Origin of the sequence: Defluviimonas sp. SAOS-178_SWC, from assembly GCF_039830135.1 — a bacterium.
Lineage (GTDB): Bacteria > Pseudomonadota > Alphaproteobacteria > Rhodobacterales > Rhodobacteraceae > Albidovulum.
Genome location: NZ_CP156080.1, coordinates 124,188 through 148,062, shown reverse-complemented (window position 1 = coordinate 148,062; position 23,875 = coordinate 124,188). Strand labels below are relative to the sequence as shown.

Below are 23,875 nucleotides of genomic sequence, written 5' to 3'. Positions count from 1 at the left end.
GTCTTGCAGACTGGACGCGAAAACGAGAACTGCGTCCTCAACAGGGAGTACCTTTATGAAAGCAGGAATCATCTCCAGAGCTGTGCTGACGGGCAGCCTTCTGGCGGCGTTCGTCGGCACCGGCGTTTCGGCGGAAACGCTCAAATGGGGTGCGCCGCGCGATATCGTGTCGCTTGACCCCTATTCGTACGGCGACAGCTATACGATCAACTTCCTCAACCATATCTATGAAGGCCTCGTCCGCTACAACCGTGACCTCCAGATCGAACCCGCGCTCGCGACCTCGTGGGAGATCGTGTCGCCGACCGTGTGGCGGTTCAAGCTGCGCGAGGGCGTGACCTTCCACAACGGCAACGCCTTCACGGCGGAGGATGTTCTTGCCTCGCTGCTGCGCGTCAGCGACGAAACCTCGCCGCTGAAGGGCAACCTGCCGGCCTACAAGAGCGCGACCGTCATCGACGACCACACGATCGAGATCGAGCTGACCGGCGCCTATCCGCTGCTGCTCAACGACCTCACCAACATCCATATCTTCGACAAGGACTGGCTGGTCGAGAACAACGCCGAGAAACCGACCGACGTCAGCGCCGGGGTGGAAGGCTATGCCACGTTCAACGCGAACGGCACCGGCCCGTTCAAGGTCGAATCCCGCACGCCCGAGGCGCAGACCATCCTGGTGGCGAACGAGGGCTGGTGGGACGAGCCGCAGCACAACCTGACCCGCATCGAGTTCCAGCCGATCTCCTCGGCGGCGACCCGCGTCGCGGCGCTGCTGTCGGGCGAAGTCGATTTCGTCGACAGCGCCCCGGTTCAGGATCTCGACCGGCTCGAGGCGGCGGAAAACGTCCAGGTGCTGGAGCGCACCGACCTGCGCACGGTCATGCTGGGCTTCAACCGGCGCGACACGCTGATCGCCGGCGGTCCGAACCCGATGAACGATCTTCGGGTGCGTCAGGCGATGCAGATGGCCGTCGACATGGACCTGATCCACGAGAAGGTCATGCGCGGCAAATCGCGCAATGCCGGCGCGCTCGTCGCACCGTCGATTCCGGGCTATGCGGAGGAACTCGACACCATCGTTCCGACCGACCCCGAGAAGGCCAAGGCGCTGCTGGCCGAGGCCGGCTATCCCGACGGGTTCGAGTTCGACTTCGTCTGCACCAACGAAAGCTACGTGAACGAGGAGCAGTTCTGCCAGGCCATCGCGTCGATGTGGTCGCGGATCGGGCTGAGCCCGCGCCTTGATATCGGACCGACCGCCAAGCAGACGCCGAAGCGCGCCAACGGTCAGGCCGATGTCTACACGATCGGCTGGGCGACGCTGCCGATGCTGGATACCTACTCGATCCTCATCCAGATGCTGCACACCAAGGAAGGCAACGCCGGCGTCTTCAACTGGGGCGGCTGGTCCTATCCGGAAATCGACCGTCTGACCGACGCGGCGGGCGTGGAACTGGATCGCGACAAGCGGCTGGCGATGGAAACCGAGGCGCTGAAGATCGCCAAGGACGAAATCGTGATGATGCCGCTGCACCAGCAGCCGATGGCCTGGGCCGTTGCCACTGGCTTCGAGGATTTCCCGCAGTTCCCGGACAACAAGCCGCGGCTGTGGTACGTCACGAAGTAAGTCTCCCTGACCAACTGGGGCAGCGCCCGGGCGCTGCCCATCTTCGAACCCTAGGGGGGTAGCGATGCTCGCATTCCTGATAAAGCGTTTCGCAAATGCCATCTTCGTGATGCTGTCGGTCAGCTTCATCGCGTTCATGATCTTTCGCTTCGTCGGCGATCCCGTCGAACTGATGCTGAACGAACAGGCCACCCAGGCGCAGCGCGACGAACTGCGCACCCGTCTCGGGCTCGACCAGCCGTTCATCGTCCAGTTCGCGACCTTCGTCACCAACGCGGCGAAAGGCGATTTCGGCATATCGTTCCGGAACCAGCAGGACGTGCTGGCCATGATCTCCGAGCGGTTCCCGGCAACGTTCGAGCTTGTGCTTGTCGCGACATTCATTTCGCTTGTCGTCGGTATCCCGCTCGGGGTCATCACGGCGATCCGACGACAGACCTGGTACGCCGAGACGATGCAGTTCGTGTCGATCATCGGCATATCCCTGCCCAGTTTCGTTGTCGGCATCGGCCTGATCCTCGTCTTCTCCGTTTGGCTCGGGTGGTTTCCGGCCTTCGGGCGCGGCGAGACCGTGCAGATCGGCTGGTGGTCGACCGGGCTGCTGACCCATTCCGGGCGGATGTCGATCCTTCTGCCGGCGCTGTCGCTGTCGCTCTTCCAGATCACCTTGGTGATGCGTCTCGTCAGGGCGGAGATGCTTGAAGTCCTGCGCTCCGACTTCATCAAGTTCGCCCGCGCCCGCGGCATTCCGGCCCGCGTGATCCATTTCCGCCATGCGCTGCGCAACTGCCTGATGCCGGTCGTGACGATGACGGCCATGCAGATCGGCGGCCTCATCGCCTTCGCCCTCGTCACCGAGACGGTGTTCCAGTGGCCCGGCATGGGGCTGCTGTTCATCCAGGCCGTGACGTTCGTCGATGTCCCGATCATGGCGGCCTATCTCTGCATCGTCGCGCTGATCTTCGTGGTGCTGAACGCGATCGTGGATGTCACCTACGCGATCATCGATCCCCGTCTTCGTGGAGCAGACAAATGACCGATATCCGGGCATCCGAACCGACGGCGCGCACAAAGCCCAGGGGGCGGTGGGAGCGCTTGCGCGACAGCGACCTGTGGTGGAGCTTCAGCCACTCGAAATCCGCCGTCGGCGCTGCGATCGTCCTTGCTTTCGTGATCCTGACGGCGATGTTCGCGCCGCTCCTGTCGCCGCAGAACCCCTATGACCTCGCCGCGCTCGAACTGTGGAACGCCGAACTGCCGCCGGTCTGGATGGAGGGCGGGCAGATGCCCTATCTGCTCGGCACCGACGTGCAGGGCCGCGATATCCTCTCGGGCATCCTCTACGGCACGCGGATCTCCATCTTCATCGGCATCGGATCGGTCCTCGTCTCGCTCGCGGTCGGTGTGGTCGCGGGCCTCACCGCCGGGTTCTACGGCGGCTGGGTGGACAACGTCCTGATGCGCATCGGCGATGTCCTCTTGTCGATCCCGATCATCCTCGTGGCCATCCTCGTCAGTTCGGTCGCGCTGGCCCTGCTGCCGCCCCATCTGCGGGATGCCGGGATTTCGATCGTGCTCGTTCTCGCCATCGCGATGTATTCCTGGGTGCAGTATGCGCGTGTCGTCCGGGCGCAGACCATGGTCGAACGCCGCAAGGAATATGTGCAGGCCTCGCGCCTCGTCGGCACGCCGGCGCGGCGGCTGATGCTGAAACATATCCTGCCCAACACGATGACCCCGGTCTTCGTCGCCGCGACGCTGAATTTCGGCCTCGCCATCCTGATCGAGGCGACGCTGTCGTTCCTCGGCGTCGGCATGCCGCCGAACCAGCCCTCTCTCGGCACGCTGATCCGGGTCGGCAACCAGTATCTCTTCTCGGGCTCGTGGTGGATCGTGCTCTTCCCGTCAATCCAGCTCTGCATCCTCGTGGTCGCCGTCAACATGCTCGGCGACTGGCTGCGTGACGCGCTCAATCCGAAACTCAGATAGATGGATGGCAGCATGACCGACTTCGAGACGAATGCCGACCCGGCAAAGGTCGCCGTGCCCGCCCTGGAAGTGGAGCACCTGACGGTGGAATTCCCGACCCGGCGCGGTGTCCTGACGGCCATCGACGACGTTTCCATGCGCATCGAACGTGGCGAAATTCTGGGTGTCGTCGGCGAATCCGGCGCCGGCAAATCCATCACGGGTCTCGCCGTGCTCGGGCTTCTGGAGGCGCCCGGACGGACTTCGGGCGGCGAGATCCGGGTCGGCGGCCGCAGGGTCGACAATCTGTCGGAGGATGAGCTGACCCAGATCCGCGGCCGCGAGATGGGCGCCATCTTCCAGGATCCGCTGATGGCGCTCAACCCGCTCTTCACGATCGGCGCGCAGCTGATCGAGACGATACGGCTGCACAGCGGACTGTCGAAGGACCGCGCCCGCGAACGCGCGCTCCAGCTTCTGATGGAGGTCGGCATCCCCGCCGCCGCCGAACGTCTCGATCAGTATCCGCACCAGTTCTCGGGCGGGATGCGCCAACGCGTCGTCATCGCGCTGGCGCTGGCGGCGGAGCCTGGCCTGATCATCGCCGACGAGCCGACGACGGCGCTCGACGTCTCGATCCAGGCGCAGATCACGTCGCTGCTGCGCAAGCTCTGCCGGGAACATCACACCGGCATCATGCTGGTCACGCACGACATGGGCGTCATCGCCGAGACCGCCGACCGCGTCGCCGTCATGTATTCCGGCCGCGTCGTCGAATCCGGCCGCGTCGCCGACGTGATCCACGACGCCCAGCACCCCTATACGAAGGGGCTGATGGCCGCGATCCCGAGCCTGCACGAACGCGTCGACGCGCTGGCCCAGATCGAAGGCTCGATGCCGCGGCTGAACTCGCGGCCGTCGGGCTGCGCCTTCAACCCGCGCTGCCCGATGGCGGGCCCGCGGTGCTTCAGGGAAAAGCCGGAACTGGCCCCTGCCGGTAGCAACCGGGCCGCCTGTTTCCTGCATCAGGGAGGAACCGAATGACCAGCGCCGATCCGATCCTGACCGTCACCCATGTCTCCAAGGAGTTCGACGTCTCGGCCCCCTGGCTGAACCGCGTTCTGGAACGCAAGCCGAAGCTGTTCGTCAAGGCCGTCAATGACGTGAGCTTCACCATACCGCGCGGCACATGCTTCAGCATCGTTGGCGAATCCGGCTGCGGGAAGTCGACCGTCGCCCGCCTCGTCACGGGTCTCTATTCGACAACCTCCGGCGACATCCATGTCGGCAAGGGGGCGGGCGGGCGTCCGGTGCGGGTGCAGATGATCTTTCAGGACCCGCATTCCAGCCTCAACCCGCGCTGGCGCGTCGGCGACATCATCGCCGAACCGATCCGCGAGATGAAGCTGCGCGACACCGAGGACGAAATCCGGGCGCGCGTCGAGGATCTGCTGCGGACCGTGGGGCTTGCCGCCGACGACGCCAGCAAGTACCCGCACGAATTCTCCGGCGGCCAGCGGCAGCGGATCTCTATCGCCCGGGCCCTCGCCTCGGAGCCGGAACTTCTGGTCTGCGACGAGCCGACCTCGGCGCTGGACGTGTCGGTGCAGGCGCAGATCCTCAACCTGATGCGGCGGCTCCAGAAGAAGTTCGGGCTGACCTACCTGTTCATCAGCCACAATCTGAGCGTGGTGCGGCACATGTCGGACACGATCGCGGTGATGTATCTCGGCCGCATCGTCGAGATGGCCCCGGCCGAGAGCCTGTTCAGCGCCCCGCAGCATCCCTATTCGCAGCTGCTGCTGAAGACGATCCCCGACATCCACGCGCCGAACCGCAACCGCGATTCCCAGATCGGAGAGCCGCCGAGCCCCCTCAATCCGCCGTCCGGCTGCGCCTTCCACCCGCGCTGCCCGCTTGCGGCCGACCGCTGCCGCACCGACGAACCGACATTGCTGAACTCGGGCGAAGCCATGGTGCGCTGTCACGCCGTTGCCGAAGGCTGGGCGTGCGACGATCAGATGCGAAAGGCCAATTGATGCAGTTCGATTTCACGCAATTGCCGCCCGCCGACCGCTATCGGCTGCTGACCAACTTCATCGGCCCGCGTCCGATCGCCCTCGTGACCACGCGGTCGAAGGCGGGGCATGACAACGCGGCGCCGATGAGCTTCTTCAACGTCTTCGCGCATGAGCCGCCGATCGTGATCATCGGCTTCAGCGCGCGTCCCGACGGAAGCGAGAAGGACACGATCGGCAACATCCGGCGGACCGGCCAGTTCTGCGTGAACATGGTCGACATGGCCCTGGCCGACCAGATGATCCTGTGCGGTATCAACTTCGCCGCCGATGTCGACGAGCTGGACTTTGCGGGTCTGGCCGCCGCGAAGTGCGCGCAGATCGACGCGTCGCGTCTGGCCGACACGCCTTGCGCCATGGAATGCCGGATCGAACGGATCATCGACTATCCCGGCCGCGCTATCGTCATGGGCGAAGTGCTGGAGATGCATGTGCGCGACGATTGCCTCGACGAGGCCGGGCGGTACGTCAACCCGGATGTCTATCAGCCGATCGCCCGCCTGCATGCCGACAACTACATCGTGAGCGACCGGCAGTTCGTCCTGAAGAAGCCGGCGGAACTGGAAACCAGGGAAGTGGCGCAGGCCCCCCGCAAAGCGGTCGAGGTCTGACAGGATGCGCCTTCATATCGTGAACCCCAATTCCAGCGCCGGCATGACCGAGCAGATCCGCCGGGTGGCCGCGCGCGTTGCCGCGCCGGGAACGACGCTCGACGTCACCTGCGGCGCTGCGGCCCCGGTGTCCATCGAGGGCTATACCGACGAGGCGCTCGCCGTGCCCGCGATGCTCGCCGAGATCCGCGCGGCGGAGCTGCGCGGCGCCGACGCCCATGTGGTCGCCTGTTTCGACGACCCCGGCATCGACGCGGCCCGCGAAGTGGCGAAGGGGCCGGTCATCGGCATCTGCGAGGCGGCGATCCGGACCGCGCTGATGCTCAGCAGCCGCTTCTCGGTGATCACCACCCTGCCGCGGTCGATCCCGATCATCGAAGACCTTGCCGACGCCTATGGCGCCGGGCGCAAGTGCCGGCGGGTGCGCGCGATCGACCTTCCGGTTCTGGCGCTGGAATCGAACCTGTCGAACACGGCGCGCCTGCTGGCCGCCGAAGTGGCCGTCGCGCGGCGCGAGGATCAGGCCGAGGCGATCGTTCTGGGCTGCGCCGGCATGGCGGATCTTTGCGAGCAACTGACCGCCGAAACCGGCGTTCTGGTGATCGACGGCGTGACCGCCGCGGTGAAGTTCGCCGAGGCGGTCGTCGGAACCGGCTACAGGACATCGAAACTAGGTGCATATGCCGCCCCGCTTGAAAAGACGGGCGGCTTCACGCGGGAGGTGGCATGACCAGTCTTTTGATCCGGAACGTTCGTCCCGGCGGCCGGGAGGCCGCCGACATCCTGATCCGTGACGGACGTATCGCGGAGATCGGGGCGGGGCTGGATGCGCCCGGCGTCGCGGTGGAGGATGGCGGCGGCGCGATCGCCATTCCCGGCCTCGTCGAGGCGCATACCCATATCGACAAGACGGTGATGGGCATGGGCTGGTACCCGAATGCCGTGGGCACCGCGCTCAAGGCCATGATCGACAACGAACGCCGCGCGCGGACGGAGCTTGGCCTCGATCCGCACCGCCAGTCGATGCGCCACGCGCTGGCGCTGATCGGCGCCGGCACCTCCCATATCCGCACCCATGTCGACATCGACACCGATCACGGCCTGTCGGTCGTCGAGGGCGTCTTCGCCACGCGCGAGGCGCTGAAGGACGAGATCGACATCGAGATCGTCGCCTTCCCGCAATCCGGCCTCTTGGCCCGGCCCGGCACCACCGAACTGATCGACGCCGCACTCGCGGCCGGTGCGGACCTTGTCGGCGGCCTCGACCCCTGCGGCATCGACCGCGACCCCAAGGGCCATCTCGACACCGTCTTCGCGCTGGCCGAGAAGCACGGCAAGGGCATCGACATCCATCTGCACGAAGTCGGCGATCTCGGGGCCTTCTCGCTCGAGTTGATCTTCGAGCGCACGCGCGCGCACGGCATGCAGGGCAACGTCGCCGTCAGCCACGCCTTCTGCCTCGGCATGCCGAACTGGCAACGGTCGCAGGCGCTGATCGACCAGGTGGCGGACCTGGACATCGCCATCCTGACCGTCGGTTCGCCCTCGATCGAGGTGCCCTCGGTCAAGCGCCTGCTGGAGGCGGGCATCCGCATGGGCGCGGGCTGCGACGGCGTGCGCGACACCTGGAACCCCTGGAGCCGCGCCGACATGCTGGACCGCACCCGCATCATCGCGTTGAAGAACAACCTGCGCGCCGATGCGGATGTGGAGGCCGCGCTGTCGCTGAGCACGACTGTCGGCGCATCGGTCCTGCGCGTCGCGGAGTATGGCCTTGCCGTGGGCTGCGACGCCGACCTGACCCTGATCGAGGGCGAAACGCTGGCCGAAGCCGTCGTCGACGCGAAGCCGCGCCCACTGACCGTCAAGCGCGGCCGCGTGGTAGCGCGTGACGGCGTCGCGCTGAGAGAGGCGCCCTGATGCAGCTATCCGATCTGAAACTGGGGGAACGGCCCGCGGGCCGCACCCTGCTCTCGGCGCGCTGGGTGGTCGGGCACCGCGACGGCGGCCACCACCTTGTCGAGGGCGGCGAGGTCGTGATCGAGAACGGCGAGGTTCTGTTCGTCGGACGCGGGTTCGACGGCACGGTGGCGCGGCGGATTGATCTTGGCGAGGCGTTGATCTCCCCCGGCTTCGTCGATCTCGACGCGCTCTCCGATCTCGATACCACCACGCTCGGCTTCGACTGCGGCCCGGCCTGGGCCAAGGGCCGCGTCTGGCCGCAATCCTATGTCGAGCGCGGCCCCTACGAGATGTATACGCCCGAGGAGCTGGCCTTCCAGAAGCGCTTCGCCTTCGGGCAGCTGCTGCTGAACGGGATCACCACGGCGCTGCCGATCGCCTCGCTGTTCTATCGGGAATGGGGCGAGACGGTCGCCGAATTCGAAGCGGCCGCCGAGGCCGCCGGCGAGCTGGGCCTGCGGGTCTGGCTCGGCCCCGCCTATCGCGCGGGCGGCATGGTCTGCACCGCCCCCGGCGTTCTGGAGCCGCGCTTCGACGAGGCGCGCGGGCTGCGTGGGCTTGACGAGGCGATCGCCTTCGTGACGGCGCAGGCCGGGCGGTGCGGCGGTCTGGTGCAGGGGATGCTCGCGCCCGACCGGGTCGAGACCTGCACCGAGACGCTGCTGAAGCGCACGATGGCGGCGTCGGCGGATCTCGACATTCCGGTGCGCCTCCACATGGCGCAGGGGGCGATGGAAGTCGAGACGGTGGCAAAGCTGCACGGCACGACCGCGCCGCAATGGCTTGCCGGGTTCGGCGCGCTGAACGACCGGCTGATCGCGCCGCATGCGGTGAAGGCGACGGCCGAGGATCTGAAGCTTTATGCCGAGCACGGGGTGACGGTCGCGCATTGCCCGCTGGTCTACGCGCGCGGCGGCGGGGCGCTCGATTCCTTCGCCAAGCTGCGCGCGATGGGCATCCGCATCGGCATGGGCACCGACAACGCCCCGCCCGACATGGTGCTGAACCTGGCCGTTGGCGTCATGGCCGCCCGCATGAAGGGCGACAGCGCCGAGGAAACCGCGCCGCAGCACCTGTTCGATGCCGCGACGATCGCCGGGGCGGATGCGCTCGGCCGGCCCGATCTCGGGCGGCTGCAACCGGGCGCCAGGGCCGATATCGCGATCTTCGACATGTCCGACAGATGGATGGCGCCGCGGATCGACCCGATCCGCACGCTGGTCCTCGGGGCGAGCGGCCGCGTGACGCGGGCGGTCTTCGTCGATGGCCGGCTGTCGATGCGGGACGGCGTGGTGCATGGCATCGACATGGCGGCCGCGCGGACCCGCGCGCAGCAACAGTTCGACGGGCTGGTCGCCAAGTACCCCGACCGCACCTGGGGGCACCCGGACGTGGCGGAGATCTTCCCGCCCGCCTATCCGCCGCTATGAGACGGGGGCCCGGCATCGGGCAGGCCCGCCGGATGATCGTCCGAACCGCCGCGACGGGTCTTGTCATCGCGGCGGCCTTTGCAAAACCGATTTGGGCACAGAACATGGAAACGGACCTGCATCGCGCCGCGGCGGCGAATGACGCGGCGGCGATCGAGCGCCTGATCGCCGCCGGGGCGGAGATCGACGCGCGCGACGGATCGGGGGCGACGGCGCTCCTGACCGCCACCCACCGCAACCACCTCGAAGCGGCGCGGGCGCTGATCCTCGCCGGGGCGGACGTGAATGCGCAGGACAGGATCCTCGACAGCCCCTACCTTTATGCCGGGGCGCGTGGCCATCTCGGCATTCTCGAACTCACGCTCAGCCACGGCGCCGACCTGACGAGCACCAACCGCTACGGCGGCACGGCGCTGATCCCCGCCGCGGAACGCGGCCATGTCGAGACCGTCCGGACGCTGATCGAGGCCGGCGTCGCTGTCGATCATGTCAACAACCTCGGCTGGACGGCGCTGCTTGAGGCGGTCATCCTTGGCGACGGCGGGCCGCGCCATGTGGAGATTGTCCGGCGGCTCATCGCGGCCGGTGCCGATGTGAACCAGCCCGACGGCGACGGCGTGACCGCGTTGCGTCACGCCAGGGCGCGGGGGCAGGCGGAGATGATCGCGGTTCTGGCGGCAGCGGGCGCGCGATGATGGAGCGCGCGGCACCGGCCGCCGGGGCCAGACCCCATGCCAGTATCGGCATGATCGTTCTGATCGTGCTGATCGCGCTGAACCTCCGGCCGTTCCTGACGGCGCCCGGGCCGATCCTGCCGATGATCTCGGGCGATACCGGCATGGGCTATGGCGCGCTGTCGCTGCTGACGATCCTGCCGATGCTGATCATCGGCATCGGTGCCTTCGCCGCGCCCGGCCTCCAGGCCGTGTTCGGCACCCGCCGCGGGCTTCTGGCGGCCCTCGCCGCGGTTGCGCTGGGGTCGCTTCTGCGGGGGCTGGGGGCGAACGGTCCCCTGCTGGTGCTGACCGCCGCGCTCTGCGGCGCCGGGGTCGCCTTCATCCAGTCGGCCATCCCGGGCCTCATCAAGGCGCGCTTCCCGACGAATGTCGCGGCCGTCACCGGCCTCTACTCGGGCATGATCATGGCGGGCGGGGCCATTGGCGGACAGCTGACACCCGCCCTCACCGCATGGGGTATCGGCTGGCCGCAGGCGCTGGCCTGGTTGTCGGTGCCGGCGTTCATCGCCCTGGGCGCGACCCTGCGCATGCTGCCGCATTCCCGGTCGGTGCGGCCCGAACGGGGGCTCACCCGCCGGCTTCTGCGGCTGCCCCGGACCTGGACGCTGATCCTGCTGTTCGGACTGGTCAACGGCGGCTATTCCTCGCTCGTCACCTGGCTGGCGCCGTTCTACCAGGACCGGGGCTGGTCCCTGTCCGAAAGCGGAACGCTGATCGTCACGATGGCGCTCAGCCAGGCCGTCAGCGCGATCGTGCTGCCGCTCTGCGCGCGCAACGGGCGCGATCGCCGGCCGTGGTTCGGATTGTCCATCGCCTTGCAGGCGGCGGGATTTGCCGGCCTCGCGTTCCTGCCCGACACCGGCGCGCTGCTCTGGTCCGCGTTGTGCGGCGCCGGTCTGGCGGCGACGTTCGCCTTCTGCATCGTGATCGCGCTCGATCATCTGCCGAGCCCGAACCGGGCCGGGCCGCTCGCGGCGGTGATGCAGGGCGGCGGTTTCCTGATCACCGCCTTGCCGCCATTCATCCTTGCGCTGATCCACGACCGGACCGGATCCTTTACCGGCGGCTGGATCCTGCACCTCACGGTTCTCGGCGTCGCCGCGCTGCTTTGCCTGAGGCTCGATCCGAAAAACTACGCGAAGGACATGGGTTCCCTTGGCGCCTCCGCTTGAGTATGCCGGAAGAAATACGCGCCCGGCACGGTCTTGCAGACAGGTTTGCCGGCAATCACAATCGTTCTATCTAAATCTGAAGCATTCTTCGAACAGGTTGGATGATGTACGTCGGTAAGGAGAGTGTCGCAAGACCCGTCGCGCAGATCTGCGACCGCGTCTGGCTGTCGATCGCCGAAAAGCGCCTGCGTCCGGGGACGCGGCTGAAAGAGGAAGAACTGGCGGAAATCTTCGCCGTCAGCCGCGCGCGGGTTCGCCAGGCGCTGGCGATCCTGGAAGGCGACGGGCTTGTCACCATTGTCGCGAACCGGGGCGCGTTCGTATCGGAACCGACGATCCAGGAAGCGCGCGACATCTTCTACGTCCGGAAGCTGATCGAGGAGCGCATCGTCGAGCGGCTCATCGACCATGTGACGAAAGACGATATCTCCCGGTTGAAGGCACATCTGGACGAGGAACGATCCGCCGCCGAGCGCGGCGACACCTCGGCCTCCATCCGGCTGTCCGGCGGCTTCCACGTGCTTCTGGCCGAGCTCTGCGACTCGCCGTTCCTGTTCACGGTCTTGCGCGATCTCGTCTCTCGGTCCTCGCTGATCACCGCGATGTATCGTGTGGCGCGCGAACATTACTGCGGCCCGGACGATCACGAAGGTCTGATCGACGCCATCCGGGACCGGGATGCGGAGCGGGCCAGGACCGCGATGCGCCAGCATCTCGAACACGTCGAGGCGGAACTGAACCTCGAGGATGACGCGCCTGCCGTCCGCGACCTGCGCCAGGCGCTGTCGGCGATCTGACCCAGATCGGGGTCTGGCTGACACCCTGCGCCGTTATCTGGCGGCGCTGAGGATCGCCACGATCTCGCCGTAGCCGCGTGCCATCGCATGTTGCAGCGGCGTGACGCCTTCGCGGTCGGGGATGGCCGTATCCGCCCCGGCCTCGACAAGGGCGCGCACCGTGGCCGTGTGATCCGGGCCGCCATCGCCCAGGACGACCGCCTCCATCAGCGCCGTCCAGCCGAGGTTGTTGACGTGATCGAGCGGCGCGCCACCGGCGATCAGGCGCCGGACAACCTCGTGATGCCCCAGATGCGCCGCGGCGATCAGCGCGGTGCCGTCATAGACGCTGGTGATCAGGTCGGCGCGGTTGCCGAGATCGAGCGCGAGCGAGACCATGTCCGCATCGTCGGCGACCGCGGCGATGGTCAGGACGTCGTAGACGCGGTCTTCGAGCGCGTTCATGTCGGCGCCCGCCTCGGCCAGTGCCGTCAGCGCGTCGTCGTTCGAGGCGAAGGCCGCGACATGCGCGGGGGTGCGGCCGGCCCCGTCACGGGCGTCCAGATCGGCGCCCCCGGCCGCGAGCCTGCGGATGGCCGCGACATCGTTCGCCTGCGCGGCGCGGTGCAGCCCGTCATAGGCGGCGATCTCGGCCGCGGACGGCGGGGTCTGGGCCGCGGCGGCGGCCGAGAACAGCAGGAACATGGCGGTCAGAAGTCGCATGGGCGCACCTTTTGAACAAGGGTCGGGCAGCCGCCCGGAAGGACGGCCGCCCCTGTCGAGGTAAGATCACTCGGCGCCGATCGCGTCGAGACCGGCGCGGGCACAGGCCGCGTCGGCATCGCCCGACGGCGCGCCGCCGACACCGATGCCGCCGACGAGCGCGCCGCCGATCTTGATCGGCAGGCCGCCGGCCTGGATCACCAGGCGCGGGTCCATGTCGCGCAGGCCGTCGTTCTGCGGGTTCTCGCCGATGAAGCCGGCGAGACCGGCCGTGTCGCGGCCGAGGCTGGCGGAGGTGAAGGCCTTGCCGGTGCTGCTGCCCACGGTGTGCGGGCCGGCATTGTCGGCGCGCAGCAGGACCGAGGTCACGCCGCTGCGGGCGACGATGACGACGCTGACGTTGTGGCCTTCGGCGGCGCAGGCGTCGAGCGCGGTCTGCGCGGCGGTCTGCGCCATGGAGAGCGGCAGGTACGGCGCGGTCGGCAGGTCTTGCGCGGCCACCGGGATCGGCGCGAGCAGGGCGGCGGCGAGGGTCAGGTTGCGGATCATCGTGTCCTCCTTCGGGATGTGATGACGCACACCTAGCGCTGCGCCGGGCGGGGCGGAATTCGTAGCCCTTGCGGCGGTATCGGTAGTTCTACGGAGCTTCCCGGGTTTCCAGCCAGAGCCGCGTCAGTTCGGCCGCCGAGGTGGTGCCGAGCTTGGCGCCGATGGCGGCACGATGGCTGTCGACCGTGCGCGGCGACAGGTCGAGCGCGGTGGCGATCTGTCGCGTCGTGAGACCCCTGGCGATCATCTCGAGGATCTCGCCCTCGCGCCCGGTCAGCCGCGACATGAGATGCCGCGCCTCGGCGGCCTCGGAGGCCCGCGACTGCTGCCGGTCCAGTTCCGCGTGGCCCTTCTGGATCGCGTCGATCAGATCCTGTTCGTCCACCGGCTTGCTGAGGAAGTCCATGGCGCCGTTTCGGAAGGCCCGGCGGCAGGCCTCGATATCGCCGTGGCCGCTGATGATGACCGTGGGCCAGTCGATGCCGCTCTCCGACAGCCGTTCCTGCAATTTCAGGCCCGAAATCACCGGCATGCGGATGTCGAGGATGAGGCAGCCGGGCGTCAGCGTGGAAAGCTCCGACAGGAACCGCTCGGGCGAGGCGAAGCCCCGCACCATGAGCCCGACCGTCCGCAGCAGGAGCGCCATCGCCTCGCGCACCGCGTCGTCGTCATCCACGAGGTAGACCGGGTGGGTCATGCGGCGGCCTCCCGCGCGGTTTGGCCCGCCAGCGGCAGGCGCAGGCGGAACACGGTGTCCGGCCCATCCGCCAAAAGCGCAAGATCGCCCTGCATTCGTTCCGCCAGCCGCTGGCAGAGCGCAAGGCCAAGGCCGGTGCCGCCCGGCTTTCCGGTGACGAACGGCTCGAACAGGCGGGTGCGCAGGTCCGGCGGCACGCCCGGTCCCGTGTCGGCGACATCGATCACGGCCCGCCCGTTCTCGCGCCGCGCCCGGATCGTGACAAGCCGGCGGTCGCCGACCGCAACCGCCTCCATCGCGTTGCGCACGAGGTTGAACAGGATCTGCTCAAGCTCCACCTGGTCGGCGCGAACCGGCAGGGCCTCGGGGCCCAGGTCGGCGACGAGGGTGATGCCCGACCGCGCAGCCTCGGCCCGCAGCAGCGCCTCGACGTTGCGGACCGCCGCATCTGCGGCGCAAGTCGTGCGTGCGCCGGTCGGTGGTCGCGTCCAGTTCCGCAGCCGTTCGAGTATTGCCGAGGCGCGCCGCGCCTGCTCCACGATAGCGTTCAGGACCGGGGTGAGAGCGTCCGCGTCGCCGCGTCTTGCCAGATGCCCGCCGGCCTGCGCCTGGCTGAGAATGGCGGCGAGCGGCTGGGTCAGTTCGTGCGCGATGCCGCTGGCCATCTCGCCAAGCGCATTGACCCGCGAGGCATGGGCGAGACGCGCTTCCTGCGCGCTCAGCAGCGCCTCGCGCTCGGCCCGCCGCGCCCGGACCATCTGCCGCAGCCCGAGCATCGTCGCCGTGTAAAGCAGCGTCGCAAGCACGAGAATGCCCGCAAGCCGGCCCGCCGGCAGCAGGTCCGCGAGCTTCGGCGTGATCCCGGCCTGAAAGCGCAGCGGTTGCGAGGCGCTGCCAAGCATCCGTTCGAAAAGCGGCGCCGCAACCGGCCCGCTTTGCGCCAGCATGGTTCCGTCAGGCAGCGACAGGGCGAGGCTGACCGAGGGCCGCGACCAGAAGGCGGACTCGGTGGCGAGAAGGGCTGCGGCGTCGACCTCCAGCGCCAGGCCGTAGCGCGGATTGTCGGTGTTCGGGCTCCGCTTGACGACGAGGTAATGGCCCGGCGTCCCCGGCGCCGCCCGCAGGACAAGCTGCCCGTCCGATTCCGCGACCGCGTCGCGGATCACATCGGATGTCCCGTCCGGCAGGGCCACCCGCGTCGTCACGTAGCTGCGCGGCGCGTTCAGCGGCACGAGGTCGATCGCCGCGATCCGCGGATAGAAACGGGTGATGGTCGAGGCGACGTCGAGGAACAGATCCGGCCGCGCACTGTTTTCGGCGACCGCGACGGCGGAAAGCGCGGTCAGATGCGCGTCGTGCTGATCGGCGCGCTGCGACGCGAGCCGGTGCAGCGCCGAGGCTTCGCTGAGAAGTTCGCCGGACAGCCGGCGCTGTTCGAGAAGCGCCGAGGCAACGGCGATGAGGCACAGGAGCGCGGCCAATCCCATCAGGATTGCGCCGCGTCGTGGTGTCGTCAGGCTGTCACGGATTCCGGTGCTCATCGCGGCCAGACTACCGGCTTGAATCTGTCCCGGAAACCACTCTTTCCGCCGCGTTCCGGGGCGTTCGCGGGTCAAGAGGCCGATTGTCAAAATAGGCAATTCAAACCTTCAGCCAATCCCTTACGGGAAAGGCGTTGGCAGGTTGCGCCGCAAGGGCTCTTATGTAGGCGGCGAAGTTGACCGAGAGAGATGCCACGATGTCCAAGCGATCCTATTACGCGCCGACGGGCGGCCTGCCGCCGCAGACGCAGCTTCTGACCGACCGCGCGATGTTCACCGAAGCCTATGCGGTGATTCCCCGTGGCACCTTCAGCGACATCGTGGCCAGCCTGCTTCCCTTCTGGGACGATGCGCGGTTCTGGGTCCTGTCGCGGCCCCTGTCGGGCTTCGCCGAAACCTTCTCGCAATATATCGCCGAGGTCCTGCCCGGCGGCGGCAGCGACCGGCCCGAGACGGATGAAGGGGTCGAGGCGGTTCTGTTCGTGGTCGAGGGCGATCTGTCGCTGACCATCGAGGGTACGACGCATGCGATGGAAGAGGGCGGCTACGCCTATATCCCGCCCGACGCCGACTGGACGCTGCGCAACACCGGCAAGGTCACGGCGCGGTTCCACTGGTTCCGCAAGGCATATCAGGCGGTGGAGGGGCTCGACGCGCCCGATCCGCTGATCCTGAACGAAAACGACATCGCGCCGACGCCGATGCCCGACACCAACGGCGCCTGGGCGACCACGCGCTTCGTCGATCCGACCGACCTGCGCCACGACATGCATGTCACGATCGTGACCTTCCAGCCGGGCGGGGTCATTCCGTTTGCCGAAACCCATGTGATGGAACACGGTCTGTACGTGCTCGAAGGGAAGGCGGTCTACCGTCTCAACCAGGACTGGGTGGAAGTCGAGGCCGGCGATTACATGTGGCTGAGGGCCTTCTGCCCGCAGGCGTGCTATGCCGGCGGTCCCGGCCCGTTCCGGTATCTGCTCTACAAGGACGTGAACCGCCACATGCCGCTTTAGGCGACGCGTTAAATAATCGGCGGTGATGCGGTCCATAGCCTGCCGGGTTTGACTTGAATCAGCTCGAACTCGGCACGCTTCAGGGCCGTATTGCCGCGCCAATGTCGCGCGACACGCGCGCGGCGGCGGCGGCAACCAAAAGACCGAGGCGCGGAATCATGTCCGAGCGCATGCGGTGCGTGGGGCCGGACACCGAAATGCCCGCGACGGCCTTGCCATAGGCATCGATGATCGGGGCCGCGACGCACCGCATCCCGGTCGTGCGTTCCTCGTCATCATAGGAATATCCCACCGCGCGGATCTGTTTCAGATCGTCGAGCAGCGCCTCGCGCGAGGTGATGGTCTTGTCCGTGAACCGTTCCAGCTGCCGGTCGTGCAGGAAATCCTTCACCCGGCTGTCCTCATAGCGGCTGAGCAGCGCCTTCCCGATACCCGAGGCATGCATCGGCGACACCGTGCCGGGCGGGAAAAAGGCGCGGATCGATTCATGCGTTTCGGCCTGGGCAATGAACATCACCGCCCCGTTCCTCTCGATCCCGAGGTTCGATGTCTCGCCGGTCGTTTCCATCAGGAGCCGCATTTGTGCCTGACTGCGTTCCAGCACGTTGCTGCGCCTCAGAAAGGCGGTGCCCAGCCGGAACGCGGCGGCGCCGACCCGCCAGACCTGGCTATGCGCCTCGCTCTCTGCCATCCCGCGGGCCTCGAAGGTCGTCAGGATCCGGTAGATCGTGGCCGGCGACTCGCCGAGCTGCCGCGAAATCTCGCTGAGCGTCAATCCGTTCGCGGCAGCGATCGCGTCGAGAACGTCGAGCGCCCTGTCGAGGGCCCGGATGGTTGGCTGCGATGCCGATCCGGACCAGGCGCGCGGGCGCCCCCTGCGGGCTGGCTTCTCGTCCATTTTCAACCTCCGTTCGCCTAATTTAGAAACTCTTTCGCGATATTGCAGAAGATCACCTGTTGCCGCTGAAAAATGCAACATATTGATTATAAATTGTAAATCTGTCTCTAGCAATAAATGAAAAACGTTTTCTAAAAAGTATCCGCAACTCCGAGAATCGCGTAATTTTGACGAAATCGCTTGAGGAGGGCGCAGATGAGCTTCCAGAATCCCGTTTTCATTCCCGGCCCGACCAACATGCCGGAAGAGATCCGCAAGGCCTGCTACATGCCGACGATCGACCACCGGTCGCCGGTCTTCGGCAAGATCCTCAACCCCTGCCTGGACAATGTCCGCAAGATCCTGAAATCCGATACGGCCCGGATCTTCATCTATCCCTCGACCGGCACCGGCGGCTGGGAGACCGCGATCTCCAACACGCTGTCGCCCGGCGACAAGGTTCTTGCGGCGCGCAACGGCATGTTCAGCCATCGCTGGATCGACATGTGCCAGCGCCACGGGCTTGACGTCCAGATCGTCGAGACCACCTGGGGCGAGGGCCTGCCCGCCGACCGCTACGAAGAGATCCTGACCGCCGATACCGGCCACCAGATCAAGGTCGTGCTGGCGACGCACAACGAGACCGCGACCGGCGTGAAATCGGACATCGCCGCGGTGCGCCGCGCGCTCGACGCCGCGAAGCATCCCGCGCTGCTCTTCGTCGACGGCGTGTCCTCCATCGCCTCGATGGATTTCCGCTTCGACGAATGGGGCGTCGACATCGCCGTCACCGGCAGCCAGAAGGGCTTCATGCTGCCCGCCGGCCTCGCCATCCTCGGCTTCTCGGACAAGGCCATCGCGGCCTCGAAGACCGCCAAGCTGCCGCGCACCTTCTTCGACATCGACGACATGACCAAGGGGTACGCCAACAACGCCTTCCCCTACACGCCGCCGGTCGGCCTGATGAACGGGCTGAAGCTGGCCACCGACATGCTGCTGGAAGAGGGGCTGGAAAACGTCTTCGCCCGTCACCACCGCATCGCCGAAGGCGTGCGCCGCGCCGTCGACGCCTGGGGCCTGAAGCTTTGCGCCGCGCGCCCCGACGTCTATTCCGACACCGTGAGTGCGATCCGCACGCCCGAGGGCTTCAACGCGACCGAGATCGTCACCCATGCCGCCTCGAAATACGGCGTCGCCTTCGGCGTCGGCCTCGGCGAGGTGGCGGGCAAGGTGTTCCGCATCGGCCATCTGGGCATGCTCACCGACGTGCTGGCGCTTTCGGGCATCGCAACGGCCGAGATGGTGATGGCCGATCTCGGCCTGAAGGTGAAACTCGGCTCCGGCGTCGCGGCGGCCCAGGACTACTATCGCAACGACGCGAACGCGGTGAAGAAGGCGGCGGCGTGATGAGCGATACCGAAACCCTTTATATCCCGACCTACGAGGACATGCTGGCCGCGCATGAGCGCATCAAGCCGCATATCCGCCGCACGCCGGTCCGCACCTCGGACTACCTGAACGAACTGGCGGGTTGCGAGCTGTTCTTCAAGTGCGAGAACTTCCAGGAGCCGGGCGCCTTCAAGGTGCGCGGCGCCACCAACGCGGTCTTCGGGCTGACCGAAGAGCAGGCGAAGAAGGGCGTGGCCACGCATTCGTCCGGCAACCATGCCTCGTGCCTGTCCTACGCGGCGATGCTGCGCGGCATTCCCTGCAACGTGGTGATGCCGCGGACCGCGCCGCAGGCCAAGAAGGACACGGTGCGCCGCTACGGCGGCAAGATCACCGAATGCGAGCCCTCGACCTCGTCGCGCGAGGCGACCTTTGCCAAGGTGCAGGCTGAAACCGGCGGCGACTTCGTGCATCCCTACAACGATCCCCGCGTCATCGCGGGGCAGGGGACCTGCTCGCGCGAGCTGATGGAGCAGGCCGACGGGCTTGATTTCGTCGTCGCCCCGATCGGCGGCGGCGGCATGATCTCGGGCACCTGCCTGACGCTGTCGACGCTGGCGCCGGAAACCAGGGTCATCGCCGCCGAGCCTGAGCAGGCCGACGACGCCTATCGCAGCTTCAAGGCCGGCCACATCATCGCCGACGATGCGCCCAAGACCATTGCCGACGGGCTCCTGGTGCCTTTGAAGGACCTCACCTGGCATTTCGTGTCGAACCATGTCTCCGATATCTACACCGCGTCGGAGCAGGAGATCATCGACGCGATGAAACTCACCTGGAAGCACCTCCGGGTGGTGATGGAACCGTCGAGCGCCGTGCCGCTTGCCACCATCCTCAAGAACCCCGGCACGTTCAAAGGCAAACGTGTCGGCGTCATCATCACCGGCGGCAATGTCGACCTCGACAAGCTTCCCTGGAACGTTTGATTTGGGAGAACAACCATGAACGCACCCGTCAACATCGACACCCTCGAGGTCGGCTACGACATCCCCGCCAAGCCGGGCATGGACGAGAAGGACATCCAGACGCCCTGTCTCGTCCTCGATCTCGACGCGCTTGAGCGCAACATCAAGAAGATGGGCGACTATGCCAAGGCGCATGGCATGCGTCACCGCAGCCACGGCAAGATGCACAAGTCTGTCGACGTCCAGAAGCTTCAGGAAAAGCTCGGCGGCGCGGTCGGCGTCTGCTGCCAGAAAGTGTCCGAAGCCGAAGTCTTCGTGCGCGGCGGCATCAAGGACGTTCTGGTGTCGAACCAGGTCCGCGACCCGAAGAAGATCGACCGGCTGGCGCGGCTGCCGAAGCTCGGCTCCTCGATCATCGTCTGCGTCGATGACGTCAACAACGTTGCCGAACTGTCGGCCGCGGCTGTCAAGCATGGCACCGAACTGGGCGTCTTCATCGAGATCGACTGCGGCGCCGGGCGCTGCGGCGTCACCAGGACCGAGGATGTCGTCAAGATCGCCAAGGCCGTCGCGGCGGCGCCGGGCCTGAAGTTCAAGGGCATCCAGGCCTATCAGGGCGCGATGCAGCACATGGACAGCTACGAGGCGCGCAAGGAAAAGCTCGACATCGCCATCGCCATGGTGAAGGACGCGGTCGAGGCCCTCAAGAAAGAAGGGCTGGAGCCTGAACTGGTGTCCGGCGGCGGCACCGGCTCCTACTATTTCGAGAGCAACTCGGGCGTCTACAACGAGCTTCAGTGCGGCTCCTACGCGTTCATGGATGCCGACTATGGCCGTATTCACGACAAGGACGGCAAGCGCATCGACCAGGGTGAGTGGGAAAACGCCTTTTTCATCCTGACCCAGGTGATGAGCCACGCGAAGGCCGACAAGGCGATCTGCGACGCCGGCCTCAAGGCGCAGTCGGTCGATAGCGGCCTGCCCTTCATCTATGGCCGCGACGACGTGAAATACATCAAATGCTCAGACGAGCATGGCGTCATCGAGGATCCGAAAGGCGTCCTGAAGGTCGGCGAGAAGCTGCGCCTGGTGCCCGGCCACTGCGACCCCACCGCGAACGTGCACGACTGGTATGTCGGTGTCAGGGGCGGCAAGGTCGAAGCCGTCTGGCCGGTCTCGGCCCGCGGCAAGGCCTACTGAGCAACGTCCCGAGACAGAAGGGCCGGGTTCGCCCGGCCCCTTTTCAATAGAGAGGAGCGAACATGATCATCGTCCCCGAAAAAGAGATCGCCGGCCTGATGACGGCGGAAGCCGCCTTTGACGCGGTCGAGAAGGTGTTTGCATCCATGGCGGCACGCACCGCCTACAACTTTCCGGTGATCCGCGAGGCGATCGGCCATGCCGACGCGCTTTACGGCTTCAAGTCCGGCTTCGACCGCGCCGCGCTGAACCTCGGCCTCAAGTCCGGCGGCTACTGGCCCGGCAATGCGCAAAAGGGCCTGACCAACCACCAGTCCACGATCTTCCTGTTCGACGCCGATACCGGCAAATGCCGCGCCGTCGTGGGCGGCAACCTTCTGACCGCGCTCAGAACGGCCGCCGCTGCCGCCGTTTCGGTGGCGCATCTGGCCCGGAAGGACGCGAAGGTTCTCGGTATCGTCGGTGCGGGCCATCAGGCGGCCTACCAGATGCGCGCCGTTGCGGCGCAACGGCCCTTCGAACGGGTCGTGGCGTGGAACCGCACGCCCGAGAAGCTGGAAGGTCTGCGCAAGGCCGCAGAAGCGCTTGGCCTGCCCTTCGAGAGCGTCTCGCTCGAGGATCTCGGCGCCGCCAGCGACGTGATCGTCACCATCACGTCGAGCTTCGGCGCGATCCTGACCTCCGAGCATGTCAAGGACGGCACCCACATCGCCTGCATGGGCACCGATACCAAGGGCAAGCAGGAAGTCGATGCGGACAAGCTGATCCGCCGGTCGACGCTCTTTACCGACGAAGTGGCGCAGTCGGTCACGATCGGCGAATTCCAGCACGCGATCATCGACCTGACCATTCGCAAGGAAGACATCGTCGAACTCGGCCAGGTCATCAACGGCGACCATCCGGGCCGGACCTCGGAGAAGGAAATAACGATCTTTGACGGCACGGGTGTCGGGCTTCAGGACTTGGCCGTGGCCTCGTCCGTGGTCGATCTCGCGGTCAAGCAGGGTGTTGCGGTCGAGGTCGAGTTCTAGGGTTATACTGCCAGCACGTACATACTGGACCAATTTCGGGGAGGAGAGAAATGGTGTCCACTCATCACGATCATGTCGCCCACGGCGACACGATTTCCGGCGAAAGCACACATACGCTGAACCCGGCAGGAGCAAGAGAAAAGACCTGGGGATGGTTCGCCATCTTCAACATCTGGGCAAATGACGTTCAGTCGCTCTTCGGCTATTCGCTGGTGGCATCGCTGTTCATTTCCTACGGCGTCGGCGGCTGGACCGCCTTCGCGGCGCTCATCGTCGCCGGGCTTTTCGTCATGTGGATGGTCAACCTCTCCGGCGCGGCCGGAGAGAAATACGGCATTCCCTACCCGGTTCTGGCGCGCGCCAGTCTGGGCACCCAGGGGGCAAAGCTGCCGGCGATACTGAGATCGACGGTCGCCGTGTTCTGGTACGGCGTCCAGGTCTATTTCGCCTCGACGGCGCTCGCGCTCCTGATCCGGTCGATCACCGGCATCCATGGCGGGACCGAAATCCTCGGACTTACCGGCATCGACTGGTTGTCGTTCTTCATCGTCTGGGTGCTGCATATCGCGATCTTCTGGCGCGGCATGGGCTGGGTCGAAACCTTCCTGAACATCGCCGGACCGTTCGTCTACATCGTGATGATCGGCCTTGTCATCGTGCTCTGGAACCGTTCGGAAGGGCAGCTTCTGTCGGCCACGGCGACGATCTTCGCCAATCCCGAGGGCACCTTGGCCACCGAGTTCGAGGGCTTCATCGCCATCGTCGGCACCATGGTCGCCTATTTCGCGGCGGTGATGATCAACTTCTCCGACTTCTCGCGCTATGCCAAGGACCGGCGCGCGATGGTCATCGGCAACCTCGCCGGCCTGCCGTTCAACATGATCCTGTTCTCGGCTCTGGCCCTTCTGACGACCGGCGGCGCGGCCGTGGTCTTCGGCGAGGAGATCATCAACCCGACCGAGATCGTCGAGCGTACCGACAGCGTGCTTCTGGGCGTGATCGCGGCGATCACCTTCTTCGCGGCGACGGTTGGCATCAACCTCGTGGCGAACTTCATCCCGGCGGTGAACGGTATCGCCAACCTCGCGCCCGAAAAGATCAGCTTCCGCAAGGCCGGTGTCATCACCTCGGTCTTCGCCCTGGTGATCGGCGGGTTCTGGAACAGCTTCATCAGCCAGTTCGGGATCAGCGGCTTCGTCAACACGCTGGGCGCGACGCTGGCACCGATCTACGGGATCATGATCGTCGACTACTACCTGCACCGGAAGCAGCACCTGGACCTCGACGATCTCTATGACATGGAGCGCGGCCGCTACCACTATGGCAACGGCTGGAACGACGCGGCGGTCAAGGCCTTCGGGCTGGCGGCGGTCTTCTCGGTGGCGACCGTCTGGGTGCCGTGGTTCGCATCCCTGTCGGGCTACAACTGGGTGATCGGCGCGATCCTCGGCGGCGTGATCTATCACGCCATGGCCAAGGGCGCCGTCAAGGTCTGAGCCCGCCCAAGATGCTGCCGGGGGGCGCAC

23 protein-coding genes are annotated in these 23,875 nt (G+C 66.4%); 18 read left to right on the top strand and 5 right to left on the bottom strand.

The annotated features are described in order from the left end of the window. Positions 1 to 67: 67 nt before the first annotated feature. From V5734_RS00755 to V5734_RS00700, 12 genes are all read left to right on the top strand, one after another. A complete protein-coding gene (locus tag V5734_RS00755; protein WP_432759618.1) occupies positions 68 to 1,627 on the top strand; it encodes an ABC transporter substrate-binding protein in 1,560 nt (519 codons plus the stop codon). Positions 1,628 to 1,691: 64 nt separating this feature from the next. Beyond that, a complete protein-coding gene (locus tag V5734_RS00750) occupies positions 1,692 to 2,663 on the top strand; it encodes an ABC transporter permease (RefSeq protein ID WP_347309622.1) in 972 nt (323 codons plus the stop codon). Continuing rightward, on the top strand, positions 2,660 to 3,616 hold the full coding sequence (locus V5734_RS00745; protein ID WP_347309621.1) for an ABC transporter permease: 957 nt from the start codon (positions 2,660 to 2,662) through the stop codon (positions 3,614 to 3,616). The genes V5734_RS00750 and V5734_RS00745 overlap by 4 nt, the downstream gene beginning before the upstream one ends. 12 nt (positions 3,617 to 3,628) lie before the next feature. Continuing rightward, positions 3,629 to 4,639, top strand: a complete 1,011-nt coding sequence (locus tag V5734_RS00740) for an ABC transporter ATP-binding protein (RefSeq protein WP_347309620.1) — start codon at positions 3,629 to 3,631, stop codon at positions 4,637 to 4,639. Further along, complete coding sequence (locus tag V5734_RS00735; protein ID WP_347309619.1) at positions 4,636 to 5,634, top strand: ABC transporter ATP-binding protein; 999 nt, start codon at positions 4,636 to 4,638, stop codon at positions 5,632 to 5,634. The genes V5734_RS00740 and V5734_RS00735 overlap by 4 nt, the downstream gene beginning before the upstream one ends. Next, the gene (locus tag V5734_RS00730) at positions 5,634 to 6,284 is read left to right on the top strand and encodes a flavin reductase family protein (protein ID WP_347309618.1); all 651 of its coding nucleotides are present in this window, start codon (positions 5,634 to 5,636) and stop codon (positions 6,282 to 6,284) included. The genes V5734_RS00735 and V5734_RS00730 overlap by 1 nt, the downstream gene beginning before the upstream one ends. A gap of 4 nt (positions 6,285 to 6,288) precedes the next feature. Then, positions 6,289 to 7,014 carry an aspartate/glutamate racemase family protein gene (locus V5734_RS00725; RefSeq protein WP_347309617.1) on the top strand — a complete coding sequence of 242 codons (726 nt, stop codon included), beginning with the start codon at positions 6,289 to 6,291 and terminating at the stop codon, positions 7,012 to 7,014. Then, a complete protein-coding gene (locus V5734_RS00720; RefSeq protein WP_347309616.1) occupies positions 7,011 to 8,204 on the top strand; it encodes an amidohydrolase family protein in 1,194 nt (397 codons plus the stop codon). The genes V5734_RS00725 and V5734_RS00720 overlap by 4 nt, the downstream gene beginning before the upstream one ends. After that, positions 8,204 to 9,676 (top strand): amidohydrolase family protein, encoded by a 1,473-nt coding sequence (locus V5734_RS00715; protein ID WP_347309615.1) that lies wholly within the window; start codon positions 8,204 to 8,206, stop codon positions 9,674 to 9,676. The genes V5734_RS00720 and V5734_RS00715 overlap by 1 nt, the downstream gene beginning before the upstream one ends. A 32-nt stretch (positions 9,677 to 9,708) precedes the next feature. Continuing rightward, the gene (locus V5734_RS00710) at positions 9,709 to 10,371 is read left to right on the top strand and encodes an ankyrin repeat domain-containing protein (RefSeq protein WP_432759614.1); all 663 of its coding nucleotides are present in this window, start codon (positions 9,709 to 9,711) and stop codon (positions 10,369 to 10,371) included. Then, positions 10,371 to 11,585 (top strand): MFS transporter, encoded by a 1,215-nt coding sequence (locus tag V5734_RS00705; RefSeq protein ID WP_347309614.1) that lies wholly within the window; start codon positions 10,371 to 10,373, stop codon positions 11,583 to 11,585. Before V5734_RS00710 ends, V5734_RS00705 begins: the two co-directional genes overlap by 1 nt. Before the next feature lie 104 nt (positions 11,586 to 11,689). Beyond that, entirely contained in the window at positions 11,690 to 12,382 is a 693-nt protein-coding gene (locus V5734_RS00700) for a GntR family transcriptional regulator (RefSeq protein WP_347309728.1), read from the top strand. 33 nt (positions 12,383 to 12,415) lie between these two features. On the opposite strand, the gene V5734_RS00695 is transcribed toward V5734_RS00700, so the two are convergent. From V5734_RS00695 to V5734_RS00680, 4 genes are all read right to left on the bottom strand, one after another. Further along, a complete protein-coding gene (locus tag V5734_RS00695; RefSeq protein ID WP_347309613.1) occupies positions 12,416 to 13,084 on the bottom strand; it encodes an ankyrin repeat domain-containing protein in 669 nt (222 codons plus the stop codon). Between the two features lie 66 nt (positions 13,085 to 13,150). Next, positions 13,151 to 13,633, bottom strand: coding sequence for a GlcG/HbpS family heme-binding protein (locus V5734_RS00690; RefSeq protein WP_347309612.1), 483 nt, complete (start codon positions 13,631 to 13,633; stop codon positions 13,151 to 13,153). A gap of 88 nt (positions 13,634 to 13,721) precedes the next feature. Continuing rightward, the gene (locus V5734_RS00685; RefSeq protein WP_347309611.1) at positions 13,722 to 14,330 is read right to left on the bottom strand and encodes a response regulator transcription factor; all 609 of its coding nucleotides are present in this window, start codon (positions 14,328 to 14,330) and stop codon (positions 13,722 to 13,724) included. Continuing rightward, positions 14,327 to 15,871, bottom strand: coding sequence for a sensor histidine kinase (locus tag V5734_RS00680; protein ID WP_347309610.1), 1,545 nt, complete (start codon positions 15,869 to 15,871; stop codon positions 14,327 to 14,329). Before V5734_RS00680 ends, V5734_RS00685 begins: the two co-directional genes overlap by 4 nt. 197 nt (positions 15,872 to 16,068) lie before the next feature. On the opposite strand from V5734_RS00680, the gene V5734_RS00675 reads away from it, so the two are divergent. Then, the gene (locus V5734_RS00675; RefSeq protein ID WP_347309609.1) at positions 16,069 to 16,887 is read left to right on the top strand and encodes a bifunctional allantoicase/(S)-ureidoglycine aminohydrolase; all 819 of its coding nucleotides are present in this window, start codon (positions 16,069 to 16,071) and stop codon (positions 16,885 to 16,887) included. 79 nt (positions 16,888 to 16,966) lie between these two features. Here the strand turns inward: V5734_RS00675 and bhcR are convergent, their stop codons facing one another. Beyond that, positions 16,967 to 17,785: an HTH-type transcriptional regulator BhcR gene (gene bhcR, locus V5734_RS00670; RefSeq protein WP_347309608.1), complete on the bottom strand. Its 819-nt coding sequence runs from the start codon at positions 17,783 to 17,785 to the stop codon at positions 16,967 to 16,969. A 195-nt stretch (positions 17,786 to 17,980) separates the two neighbouring features. Between bhcR and bhcA the strand changes: the two genes are divergently transcribed. The 5 genes from bhcA to V5734_RS00645 all read left to right on the top strand — a co-directional run bounded on the left by bhcA (position 17,981) and on the right by V5734_RS00645 (position 23,845). Next, positions 17,981 to 19,171 carry an L-aspartate--glyoxylate aminotransferase BhcA gene (gene bhcA / locus V5734_RS00665; RefSeq protein ID WP_347309607.1) on the top strand — a complete coding sequence of 397 codons (1,191 nt, stop codon included), beginning with the start codon at positions 17,981 to 17,983 and terminating at the stop codon, positions 19,169 to 19,171. Next, a complete protein-coding gene (bhcB, locus tag V5734_RS00660) occupies positions 19,171 to 20,139 on the top strand; it encodes a beta-hydroxyaspartate dehydratase BhcB (protein WP_347309606.1) in 969 nt (322 codons plus the stop codon). Before bhcA ends, bhcB begins: the two co-directional genes overlap by 1 nt. Positions 20,140 to 20,154: 15 nt before the next feature. Beyond that, complete coding sequence (bhcC, locus tag V5734_RS00655) at positions 20,155 to 21,318, top strand: 3-hydroxy-D-aspartate aldolase BhcC (RefSeq protein WP_347309605.1); 1,164 nt, start codon at positions 20,155 to 20,157, stop codon at positions 21,316 to 21,318. 62 nt (positions 21,319 to 21,380) lie between these two features. Then, positions 21,381 to 22,349, top strand: coding sequence for an iminosuccinate reductase BhcD (bhcD, locus tag V5734_RS00650; RefSeq protein WP_347309604.1), 969 nt, complete (start codon positions 21,381 to 21,383; stop codon positions 22,347 to 22,349). Between the two features lie 50 nt (positions 22,350 to 22,399). Next, the gene (locus V5734_RS00645) at positions 22,400 to 23,845 is read left to right on the top strand and encodes an NCS1 family nucleobase:cation symporter-1 (RefSeq protein ID WP_347309603.1); all 1,446 of its coding nucleotides are present in this window, start codon (positions 22,400 to 22,402) and stop codon (positions 23,843 to 23,845) included. Positions 23,846 to 23,875: the final 30 nt, after the last annotated feature.

What these genes read in the sequence shown, in the direction of transcription:
- bhcC (WP_347309605.1), top strand. Translation starts at nt 20,155, where the DNA reads ATGAACGCACCCGTCAACATCGACACCCTCGAGGTCGGCTACGACATC.
- V5734_RS00680 (WP_347309610.1), bottom strand. Translation starts at nt 15,871, where the DNA reads ATGAGCACCGGAATCCGTGACAGCCTGACGACACCACGACGCGGCGCA.
- V5734_RS00710 (WP_432759614.1), top strand. Translation starts at nt 9,709, where the DNA reads ATGATCGTCCGAACCGCCGCGACGGGTCTTGTCATCGCGGCGGCCTTT.
- V5734_RS00705 (WP_347309614.1), top strand. Translation starts at nt 10,371, where the DNA reads ATGGAGCGCGCGGCACCGGCCGCCGGGGCCAGACCCCATGCCAGTATC.
- V5734_RS00725 (WP_347309617.1), top strand. Translation starts at nt 6,289, where the DNA reads ATGCGCCTTCATATCGTGAACCCCAATTCCAGCGCCGGCATGACCGAG.
- V5734_RS00675 (WP_347309609.1), top strand. Translation starts at nt 16,069, where the DNA reads ATGTCCAAGCGATCCTATTACGCGCCGACGGGCGGCCTGCCGCCGCAG.
- V5734_RS00740 (WP_347309620.1), top strand. Translation starts at nt 3,629, where the DNA reads ATGACCGACTTCGAGACGAATGCCGACCCGGCAAAGGTCGCCGTGCCC.
- bhcD (WP_347309604.1), top strand. Translation starts at nt 21,381, where the DNA reads ATGATCATCGTCCCCGAAAAAGAGATCGCCGGCCTGATGACGGCGGAA.
- bhcR (WP_347309608.1), bottom strand. Translation starts at nt 17,785, where the DNA reads ATGGACGAGAAGCCAGCCCGCAGGGGGCGCCCGCGCGCCTGGTCCGGA.
- V5734_RS00700 (WP_347309728.1), top strand. Translation starts at nt 11,690, where the DNA reads ATGTACGTCGGTAAGGAGAGTGTCGCAAGACCCGTCGCGCAGATCTGC.
- V5734_RS00750 (WP_347309622.1), top strand. Translation starts at nt 1,692, where the DNA reads ATGCTCGCATTCCTGATAAAGCGTTTCGCAAATGCCATCTTCGTGATG.
- V5734_RS00645 (WP_347309603.1), top strand. Translation starts at nt 22,400, where the DNA reads ATGGTGTCCACTCATCACGATCATGTCGCCCACGGCGACACGATTTCC.
- V5734_RS00745 (WP_347309621.1), top strand. Translation starts at nt 2,660, where the DNA reads ATGACCGATATCCGGGCATCCGAACCGACGGCGCGCACAAAGCCCAGG.
- V5734_RS00715 (WP_347309615.1), top strand. Translation starts at nt 8,204, where the DNA reads ATGCAGCTATCCGATCTGAAACTGGGGGAACGGCCCGCGGGCCGCACC.
- V5734_RS00730 (WP_347309618.1), top strand. Translation starts at nt 5,634, where the DNA reads ATGCAGTTCGATTTCACGCAATTGCCGCCCGCCGACCGCTATCGGCTG.
- V5734_RS00720 (WP_347309616.1), top strand. Translation starts at nt 7,011, where the DNA reads ATGACCAGTCTTTTGATCCGGAACGTTCGTCCCGGCGGCCGGGAGGCC.
- bhcA (WP_347309607.1), top strand. Translation starts at nt 17,981, where the DNA reads ATGAGCTTCCAGAATCCCGTTTTCATTCCCGGCCCGACCAACATGCCG.
- bhcB (WP_347309606.1), top strand. Translation starts at nt 19,171, where the DNA reads ATGAGCGATACCGAAACCCTTTATATCCCGACCTACGAGGACATGCTG.
- V5734_RS00695 (WP_347309613.1), bottom strand. Translation starts at nt 13,084, where the DNA reads ATGCGACTTCTGACCGCCATGTTCCTGCTGTTCTCGGCCGCCGCCGCG.
- V5734_RS00735 (WP_347309619.1), top strand. Translation starts at nt 4,636, where the DNA reads ATGACCAGCGCCGATCCGATCCTGACCGTCACCCATGTCTCCAAGGAG.
- V5734_RS00685 (WP_347309611.1), bottom strand. Translation starts at nt 14,330, where the DNA reads ATGACCCACCCGGTCTACCTCGTGGATGACGACGACGCGGTGCGCGAG.
- V5734_RS00690 (WP_347309612.1), bottom strand. Translation starts at nt 13,633, where the DNA reads ATGATCCGCAACCTGACCCTCGCCGCCGCCCTGCTCGCGCCGATCCCG.